A 4,532-nucleotide genomic window follows, 5' to 3' on the forward strand; every position below is an offset into this window, starting at 1 on the left:
GACAAATACTAGGAAGAATCCCAGGTTTGAATATTGTAGAAACAGAAAGCAGCGGATTTACTGCCAACGGAATTGCAACACGTGGACTTAACCCTTCCCAAAGTGTAGAAATGAATACCAGACAAAATGGTTACAACATTAGCGCTGATATTTATGGATATAATGAATCCTATTTTATTCCTCCAATGGAAGCAGTCAATCGTATTGAATTGGTTCGAGGTGCTGCGTCGTTACAATTTGGATCACAGTTTGGAGGTTTAGTCAATTATGTTACTAAAGATGCCCCAAAAAACAAACCTTTTGAATTTATTACCTCACAAACAATAGGAAGTTATGGACTGTTTAATTCCTTTAATTCTGTTGGTGGAAACTATAAAAAAATAAGTTACTACGGTTTTTTACAATACCGTAATATGGAAGGCTATAGACCCAACAGTCAGCAATCGCAAGTTTCTGGATTTGGAAAAATCCAATACAATCATTCTGAAAAATTAAATTTCGGCATTGAATATTCTTTGCTTCGAAATAAAATAAAAATGCCCGGCGGATTAACCGACAGCTTATTTTATGCAAACCCAAAAACCTCTACAAGAGCCAGAAACTGGCTAAAAAGCCCTTGGAACATCGTTACGGCTTACGCCAATTACACACCTTCAGAAAACAGCACTTTGAGCGTGAAATCTACCTATTTATTCAGCAGCCGTTCTTTGGTTTGGAGAAATGAAGACGGAGGGGCTGAGGCCACAGATGACATAGACCCAATAACCGGAGAATATGTACCCAGAGAAGTAGGTATAGAAAAAATGAACAATACCACAACCGAAATACGTTATTCCCAAAATTATTCTTTGGGAAATCAAAAATCAACTTTAGCAGGCGGAATTCGTCAAAGTTATGCTTGGTTTAAACGTCAAGGCGGCGGAGAAGGAACCACAAATAGTGATTTTGACTTATCAATTACGGGCGATTGGGGATATGATTTGGATTTTACCACCACAAATATGGCTCCGTTTGTAGAAAATATTTTCAAAGTCTCCAAAAATTTCACTATCACCCCTGGCTTTCGATTTGAATATTTAAGAAGTACCTCCAAAGGACATAAAGAGGTAGAAGGCGACATACAGCTTACAGATGAAGTTAGAAATAGAACTTTTGCATTAGCGGGACTAGGATTGGAGCTAAAACCAGGAAAAAACACCAGTATCTATGCCAATATTTCACAAGCATACCGTCCTATAGATTATAGCCAGTTGGAACCTTTTGGAACTAGTTCAAAAATAGATCCTAACCTGAAAGATTCGAAAGGATTTAATAGTGATTTAGGATACAGAGGGACCATTAGAAATTATCTTAATTTTGATATTGGTGGATTTTATATGGCATACAACGACCGTATCGGGGTAACATTGGCAACTGATCCAATTACTGGAGACTATTATTCTATCAGAAAAAATATTGCCAATAGTGTGCACAAAGGAATCGAAAGTTATATCGAGTTTAATATTATAAAATATTTTAATTCACAATCTGATCTTGGTTTAAGCATTTTCAATTCCTTTTCCTATGTGGATGCCAAATACACCACTGGAGAATTTAAGGGAAATAGAGTTGAAGCTGCAGCCGAAACCATAAATCGTGTAGGTCTAATTTTTAGTACCAACAAATTGTCAACCACTTTACAGTACAATTATGTTGGAGATGCTTTTGGAGATGCTTCCAATGTCATGACTAGCGAAGATCCGGTAGCGGGTCATATTCCCTCATATACGGTGTTGGATTGGAGTGCTACCTATAAATTAAATAATTTTGCAATCAAATTAGGAGCCAATAATTTAGCTGACAAATCTTATTTCACACGAAGAACAGATGAATATCCGGGGCCAGGTATTATACCCGCTGTGGGTCGAAGTTTCTATCTTGGATTTACAGCTAAGTTTTAATAAACAAAGTGCTTATATTTCAATTTTTAAACACACATTTCTTTTTGATATGTGTGTTTTTTATTTCAGAAAGGTACACATAACAGATTTTTACAATTCTTTACAATTTTCTATATCTCAAATCCTATATAAAAAACTCATCAGCATCTTTTATCATTTCCTCCCATTCTTTCAACTATCATTTTTATGATAATTCTTTCCAAACTCATAAAACCTCCCTCTCCCGTAAAACCCTTCAAACTCGACAACCACTACCCTACTGCTTCATACCATTCCATCCCTCTAACATAAAATGACAATTTTGATAATGATGTTCCTTAATTCTAATACTCCCAAATTGACAAGTTTTAATACAGGATTCACAAGCGGACAAAAAACACATTTTTAGCAGAATCAAAAAAATAAGATTTCAGCTAATCTCTCTCTGGATATCCATAGGGCTTTTTTATCTTCCTCTAAAACGTGGGATATATTATTCATACACTATCTATACTTTATCCATGCTTTATCCACACACTCTTTGTTTGTGTGTCCCGTCCTAAAATAACTATATAGATTAATTAAATAAATCCTATTATAGCTATACGAATATAATTCTTAATCATGAACTTACTATACAACTCCTTTTTCATAGTTAAATTTTTATAATGTTCAATCCTAAAATAAAATACGGTTTCCCGTAAAGAAATTCCAATTTATTGCGCTACTACTTCATTTAAAGAATTTTCTTGTTTAAAAATACAGTTTATATAATAAAAACTAAGCTTTTTTTCTATCTTTAAACCTGACTTCCTAACGCAAACTCCATTTGATACAAAATTATTAAGCGAAAGAGAATTGAATTAAGAAAATACAATAATGAATGAACAGATTTTTACAATAAAATATTCCTTTTATGATATTCAACGAGGTGAACCATTGAGAGACGATCCAAATGACTTTGTAAATAAAATAGAATTTGAAGTCAATGCAGCAGACATTCATGGAAAGTTCTCTGAAGTAATAGCAAAAGGGCAAATTAGTTAAATCCTTTTTGGTTTAGCCATCGACCATGGGTATCCACTTTTTGATGTTATGAATGCTTCAGAATCCATTCTTGACATGTCCCGCACATTATTTGAATTTGAAGAGGGCAAAGATTTTTGGGATAAAATAGAAGACTATTTTGCAGATGCTATTCCTGAAAACTATACTATCTGCTATCTCGAATATTTAGAAATTGCTTCTAATTACAGAGGAAAAGGAATTGGCAGGAAGATTATAAAAAGCATGATGGAACGATTTTATGATTCCTGCGGTTTATGGGTTGCAAAAGGATTTCCAATACAGCACAGCGGTGTTATTGAGAAAAAAGCTTTTGAAGATTTGGACGAATGGGATCAAAAAATGGATTATGACAGTTTTGAAAAGGATTTTGAAAAATCACAATACAAGCTTTTCCACTATTTACAGCAATTGGGGTTTCAAAACCCGTTTGACATGGAATATTTTATTGCTCAACCCTGTAAAATTATTAATAAGTAAGAAATACAAAATTTACATTGAAATGATTTTTTAAATTATTATTGAGTCTGGAAACTTTTCATAAAGTTTGAAAAAGTGTATGTCAAAAAATAATTTAAGTACGGAGCTAGTTTATGTTCACGACAATTATAAATTAAATTTAAAAGAAAGTAAGTAAAGCAATTTAACTAAACGAATAAAAATGGATACAACATCAGAAGATGACTTTACAGTATTTGGAATTGGACTTGGAATTGGACCTAGTTATGACAGATTTCAAGAAGATGAAATCAATTTCTTTAACAAGCAAGTTGACAAACTTTCTTTTATAATCTGCAAAGCTACACAAGGAATGATCCTTATCGATCAAAATTTTAAAACTAACTGGAAAGCTATACAGGCAAAAGGATATGTACGTGGTGCCTATCATTTTTACCGTTGCGATGATAGTCCTGAAAAACAGGCATCACACTATCTAAATGTAATTAATGATCTCTCGGAAACTGACCTTCCCCCTATTGTATATTTTGAGGAACTGAGTCTCTCTTCTCACACCGATAAAACAAGTATCCAAGCCAATTTATTAACTTTTTTGACTCATGTGCAAAAAAGGTCAGGAAGGAAACCAATAATATACACAAATTATAGTACAGTAGGCGCTTATCTAAGTGATACTGAATTTGACAATTATAATTTATGGATAGCTAATCCTGACAGTTCATTTAAATTGCCGACCATTTGGAAATCAAAAAAATGGGTGTTTTGGCAACAATCATATAACTATAAACTATACGAACAACTTTATGATTATAGTGTTTTTAATGGCGATTATGATGCTTTTAAAAACTTTATTCAGTCCAATTAAGATTATAGAAAATAAGTCCGCATACACTTGTTTTTATTGAATAATCCAGCTTCGTAATACTCACTCAAAAGTGATTATATACTCTGTCCGAAAGTCAGTAGATTGTTATCTGGGTCAAGCAACGCAAATTCCCTTTGTCCCCAAGCTTTTGTCTCTAATGCTCCATTCGGGTGTATGCTTATTTTATTGTCCAACAATGATTGATACAAACTGTCAATGTTATT

General features: G+C 33.3%; 4 protein-coding genes. All 4 read left to right on the forward strand.

Annotated features, from left to right (window positions below; translation table 11 throughout):
* A partial coding sequence (locus VFS71_RS14380) for a TonB-dependent receptor family protein (RefSeq protein ID WP_326402085.1) occupies positions 1–1,940 on the forward strand: 1,940 nt, incomplete at its 5' end.
* 858 nt (positions 1,941–2,798) lie between these two features.
* Entirely contained in the window at positions 2,799–2,966 is a 168-nt protein-coding gene (locus tag VFS71_RS14385; protein ID WP_326402086.1) for a hypothetical protein, read from the forward strand.
* Between the two features lie 48 nt (positions 2,967–3,014).
* On the forward strand, positions 3,015–3,464 hold the full coding sequence (locus VFS71_RS14390) for a GNAT family N-acetyltransferase (protein ID WP_326402087.1): 450 nt from the start codon (positions 3,015–3,017) through the stop codon (positions 3,462–3,464).
* Between the two features lie 181 nt (positions 3,465–3,645).
* Positions 3,646–4,308 carry a GH25 family lysozyme gene (locus tag VFS71_RS14395; protein WP_326402088.1) on the forward strand — a complete coding sequence of 221 codons (663 nt, stop codon included), beginning with the start codon at positions 3,646–3,648 and terminating at the stop codon, positions 4,306–4,308.
* Positions 4,309–4,532 lie beyond the last annotated feature (224 nt).

The sequence above is a fragment of the Flavobacterium sp. genome (assembly GCF_035760125.1).
GTDB lineage: Bacteria > Bacteroidota > Bacteroidia > Flavobacteriales > Flavobacteriaceae > Flavobacterium.